The sequence below is a fragment of the Sphingomonas hankookensis genome (assembly GCF_022664465.1).
In the GTDB taxonomy this organism is placed as follows: domain Bacteria; phylum Pseudomonadota; class Alphaproteobacteria; order Sphingomonadales; family Sphingomonadaceae; genus Sphingomonas; species Sphingomonas hankookensis.
This window is the reverse complement of sequence record NZ_JAKREV010000021.1, coordinates 1-5,085: the sequence shown is the minus strand read 5'-3', so window position 1 is coordinate 5,085 and position 5,085 is coordinate 1. Positions and strand designations below refer to the sequence as shown.

Sequence of the window (5,085 nt, the reverse complement as noted above, 5' to 3'; positions counted from 1 at the left end):
CGCCTTGTGCACATCCAGCCCGATATACTTCGCCACATTCGACATGACTCGCCTCCGTTGCTGACTACTCCACCGTCAACATCTCAGATTTGAGCCGCAAAGGCTTCCCGCAGTCATCGGGTCTAAGGTTTTGCCGTGCCTTCGACGGCGCGCATCTGGCGAAGCGGTCTGAGCGCGGTGGATGGCGCATCGGGATCGGTCCAGAGGTAATCGCCGGTGAGATTGATATGCTGCCAACCGAGCGGTGATAGGTGTTGCAGCAGGTCCGGCGGGACCGGCCGGCCGAGGTTGGCGAGATGCATCCGGGCGGCTTGCAGGTAGGTCGTGTTCCACAGGACGATGGCACCGGCGACGAGGTTCAGCGCGCTCGCCCGATGGCTTTGGGCTTGCAGCGCATGATCGCGGATACGGCCGATGCGATGGAAGAAGATGGCGCGTTTCAGGGCATTTTCCGCTTCTCCCTTGTTGAGTTCGCGGGTGGCGCGGCGACGCTGTTCGGGCTGCTCGATCCAGTCGAGCGTGAACAGGGTACGCTCGACGCGACCGATCTCGCGCAACGCCAGTGCCAGGCCGTTGGCGCGTGGATAGGAGCCGAGCCGTTCCAGCATGATCGAGGCGCTGACGACGCCTGTGCGGATCGAGGTTCCCAGTCGCAGCACGTCGTCCCAGTGTGCCTCGATCAGACCTTCGTCGATGCGGCCCGCGACCAGCGGCGCAATATCGGGGCCGGGTTCGATGCCGTTAAACAGGTGCAAACGGCGTGCGGCGATATTCGGGATACGCGGCGCGAACCGGAACCCAAGCAGATGACATAGCGCGAACACATGGTCGGAGACGCCCCCGCCATCGACGTGATGCTCTTCGATGTGCAGATCGGCGCCGTGGTGGAGCAGCCCGTCGAGCACCTGTGCCGCCTCGCTCGCCGAAGCGGAGATAACTGTGGAATGGAACGGCGCGTAGCGATCCGAGACGTGGCTGTAAAAGGAGACAGCCGGCTCTGTCCCCTTGTGCGGATTGACTGCGCCGGTTGCCTGGGCGCGGCGGTCGAGCGGAAAGTTCTGACCGTCTGAGCTGGACGAGGTGCCGGACCCGAACAGCGCGGCCAGCGGCGCGGTGTGTTGGGCGTCGACAAGCCGGGCGAGCGCGCGACCGTAGGTTTCCTCGCGCAGATGCCACGAGGCGAGCCAACCGAGTTGGCGCTGGGTCACGAGATTGCAGGCTTCCGCCATGCGCGTATGGCCCAGATTGGTGGCATCGGCGAGCACCGCCGTGAGGATCGCACGTGGTTCATCCGCGGCACGGCCACTTTGCAGATGCGTGAAGCACTGGCTGAACCCGGTCCATCGATCGACTTCGGCAAGAAGGTCGGTGATGCGGATCGCGGGCAGATGCGCATAGAGCGGCGCAAGGGCGGTATCGGATTCCTCGGGAGTAATCGCCTTCAAGGGCGAAATCCGCAGCCTGCCCAAGCTGAGCTGCACGTCTTCCAGCGCGTCCGTCTCCGCCTTTCGCTCGACCTCGGCCAATCGACGGGCGAGGCGGGCGCGTCGTTCGGCCAGCCAGATATCGGCCGTATCCGGTGCCGGTATCGGCAAGGGGCCGGCCGCGCGCATGTTGGCGAATACGGGGGCAGGAATGAGTTGCTGCTCGACAGCACGATAGCGTCGGCTTCCCTCGACCCACATGTCGCCGGCGCGAAGCCGGTCGCGAAGCTCGACCAGCACGCACAATTCATAGATCCTGCGATCGGGAATGCCGGTGCCGATCGCCCGACGCCAAGCTTGCCGGATGAAGCCGACTGGCGTGCCTGCAGGCAATTTGCGCAGATGACCAAAATGAAGGTCGCGCATGATCGCGACCGCTCGCGCGAGCGCATGGCAGGCTGGCACCGCCCCGAATGTGAACGAGGCGATGAACGAGGGACCGACCTGTCGGAGGACGGGGTAATTGGTCGCGGCGACCGCGACGGGATCGACCGAATCGGGGCGGATCAGCTTGCGGGCTTCATCGACCTCGCGGCCGAGATCATTCCATCCGATCGCTGCCTCGACCGCAGCGCCGATATCGCCACCTGATATCTTGGCGGCGAGCAAGGCAGCGCCGAGTTGGGCAAGCAGCCGGATTTTGCCGTTGATGGTGCGCCGGTTGCGCTTGAGTGTCGTGTCCGCGCTGTTCTGTTCGCGCCGGAACATCTGCCCAAGCAGGCGATCGAACATCAGCACCGCATCGTCGGTGAGGGTAACGATGGTTTCGAGGATGGTCGCCACCAATGTGGCGCGACGCCGCGTCGCTTGCAGCGTCCGAACATGTTGCGCGGTCAGCCGCACGCCTTCCTGGCACAGGCGTCGGAGGCGCTCGGGATGGACGCCTACGGCGATATCCGGATCGATCCCGATGGCCCGAAGCAGTGTCAGTCGCTCGATGATGGCGGCGAATGTCTTTCGGCCGGGCTTGCCGGGTGACTGCCGCACCCAGGCCAGATCGCTCAAGTTCGTGCCTGTGTGGGGCAGGAGAAGCGCATCGAGCAGCCGGCGCTGTCGAGCATCGAGTCCTCGGGTCAGATGCTCGGCGACATGGCGTTCGGCATCGAGCAACGCCTGTGCGACCATCCGCTCGACCGAACTGATGCCCGGCACAATGATGCGCCGTCGCCGGCACTCATCCAGCATCACGCGCGCCAGCCTAGCCCCGCTGGTCGTCGTCAGCGCGATCGGCAGGAGCCATTCCTGCAACGTCGTTCGCAGCGGCCGACTGAGCGGCATGAAGCCGAATGCATCGCGCAGTGCATCGAGCTGTTCGTACCGGGTCGGGCCGCGCGTCGCGTAGTCGGCCAGCACCTCGGGTCCGACCTGCAATTGCTCTGCGACGAACGCGAGCGGCGTATCAGGGATCAGTTCACCGGGTCGCAGGAAACGGCCAGGATAGCGCAGCGCGCAAAGCTGGATCGCGAAACCCAGCCGGTTATGCGGTCGCCTCCGGCGGACGATGATGGCCAAGTCGTCCCGGCTCAATGTCCAGTGCTGGACGAGCAGGGTTTCGTCGTCGGGAAGCGCGAGCAACGCCGCGCGTTGCTCGTCCGACAGGACGGCGCGACGCGGCATCGGCTTAGACCTTGGCCGGTGCGGTCCAGCCGATCCGGGCAAGCGTGCCGAGAAGGGTCGAACGCGGCACCTTGAAGGTCCGGCAGACGGACGCCTTGCTGGCCCCGCCATCCAGCGCGGCGGTGATCCGCTCGAGCGTTTCGGCGTCGATCATCGGCGGGCGGCCACCTTGGCGTCCCCGGCGTTTGGCAGCAGCCAGTCCCGCCATCACCCGTTCGCGCGTGAGCGCACGCTCATATTGTGCCAATGCACCGAACAGCGAGAACAGCAATTCGCCGTGCGGCGTGGTCGTATCCATCTGCTCGGTCAGCGACCGGAACGCGATGCCGCGCGCCTTCAGATCGGTGACGATCGTCAGCAGGTGCGGCAGCGAGCGTCCGAGCCGGTCGAGCTTCCACACGATCAGTGTGTCGCCCGCGTTCAGATAGTCGAGGCAGGCTTTCAGGCCTGGTCGGTCGTCGCGCGCGCCGGATGCCTTGTCGGTATGGAGATGCCGATGATCGACCCCGGTTGCGACGAGCGCGTCCCGCTGGAGATCGACCGTTTGGCGGTCATCGGTCGTTGACACCCGCATATATCCGACCAGCATGTACGACAAACCCTCGAAAGCATGTTTTCGAACACCCTATCAAAGCGACAGGGTTTGTCGATCGTTATGGGCTGAGGCGGGTATGGTTCGGCAAAAGCGCAGGTCCGGAGCGTCGCCTATCACCTGTTTGCCGTCACGCGTCTGCTGTCCGTATGGACGCAAGTAGAAGGCACGCTGATGCCGCAAGAAGCACCAGGTCCTTCAACAGGAACTGTCCGGTTCCGGCCGAAATCGCCGGGAACCCGCCAGCGGTCGGCTCGGCGACGCCAGGCGTGCTCAGGAAAAACGTCAGTGTCACGGCATAAGTTAGGCATGACATCGCCGCGCCGAGAGCGGAGGCCGTCTTGTTGAAAGCACCGATAATCAGCGCAGCGGCCGTCGCGAGCTCGACGGTGCCTATAAAATAGCTTCCACCCTGCACCCCAAAAACGGCCGGAATCCAGCTCATGATCGGACTGTTCTTCATCAATGGCGCGATGCCCATCGCTTCATAGCTCGTGAATTTCATGCAACCGAACCAGAGAAAGATGACCACCAGCGCCCAGCGCAGCAACGCGAGAGACCCGCGAGAGCCGGTCGTCTTTTCAGCTATGTGTAATGTCGAAAACATGGTGCCTCGCTTTCATCATGGCGCATGACCTGCCTTCATGCTTAGACAGGCGTGATATATGCGCTGCGCATACACTATGCGCCATCAATGAATGAGGCAACCCTTTGAACGTACTCTCGGACCGGCTCGTCAATCTGTTCGGCGCCCTCGCAGTGGGCATCACCGATCGAATTAAGAAGGCGGCATTCGACCCGACGATACCCGGCGGTGGCGAAACCACCGCGGCGATCGTCGTCATCGGTCACGCGACCGGTCTTTCGATCGACGAATTAGGACGGGTGCTAGGCTTGTCCCACGCGGGGACGGTGCGGCTTGTCGATCGATTGGTTGCAGCCGGGTTCGCCGTTCGATCCAAAGCGCTACGGGACCGTCGTGCAGTAGCGCTGATGCTCACTGAGGCAGGCGAGACTCGCCTATCTGCGATCCTGCAACGAAGAAACGAGACTTTATCCGAAATCCTTAGCCATGTCTCGAATGCTGACCGCCTCGTGCTGGAACGTATTGCCGAGACAATACTTGCGCAGATGTCTGACGACGCTGTCTCGGCGCTGACGATATGCCGGCTCTGCGACGAGAGGCGATGCTACAACTGTCCGATGGATGCCTTTGGAATGCTGGAGTCGTCGACGCATAGAGTCGACCCATAAGTGCGCGCAGAGACGCTTAGACCCGATGACTGCGGGAAGCCTTTGCGGCTCAAATCTGAGATGTTGACGGTGGAGTAGTCAGCAACGGAGGCGAGTCATGTCGAATGTGGCGAAGTATATCGGGCTGGATGTGCACAA

General features: G+C 63.0%; 4 protein-coding genes. 1 reads left to right on the top strand and 3 read right to left on the bottom strand.

Annotated elements, in window-relative coordinates; all coding sequences use genetic code 11:
- Positions 1-122: 122 nt before the first annotated feature.
- From MF610_RS18825 to MF610_RS18815, 3 genes are all read right to left on the bottom strand, one after another.
- Positions 123-3,101: a Tn3-like element ISMpo10 family transposase gene (locus MF610_RS18825; RefSeq protein WP_012449407.1), complete on the bottom strand. Its 2,979-nt coding sequence runs from the start codon at positions 3,099-3,101 to the stop codon at positions 123-125.
- Between the two features lie 4 nt (positions 3,102-3,105).
- Complete coding sequence (locus MF610_RS18820; RefSeq protein ID WP_010339849.1) at positions 3,106-3,690, bottom strand: recombinase family protein; 585 nt, start codon at positions 3,688-3,690, stop codon at positions 3,106-3,108.
- Positions 3,691-3,823: 133 nt separating this feature from the next.
- The gene (locus MF610_RS18815) at positions 3,824-4,300 is read right to left on the bottom strand and encodes a YkgB family protein (protein ID WP_010339850.1); all 477 of its coding nucleotides are present in this window, start codon (positions 4,298-4,300) and stop codon (positions 3,824-3,826) included.
- A gap of 104 nt (positions 4,301-4,404) precedes the next feature.
- Between MF610_RS18815 and MF610_RS18810 the strand changes: the two genes are divergently transcribed.
- Entirely contained in the window at positions 4,405-4,947 is a 543-nt protein-coding gene (locus tag MF610_RS18810; protein WP_010339851.1) for a MarR family winged helix-turn-helix transcriptional regulator, read from the top strand.
- The last annotated feature ends 138 nt before the right edge of the window (positions 4,948-5,085 follow it).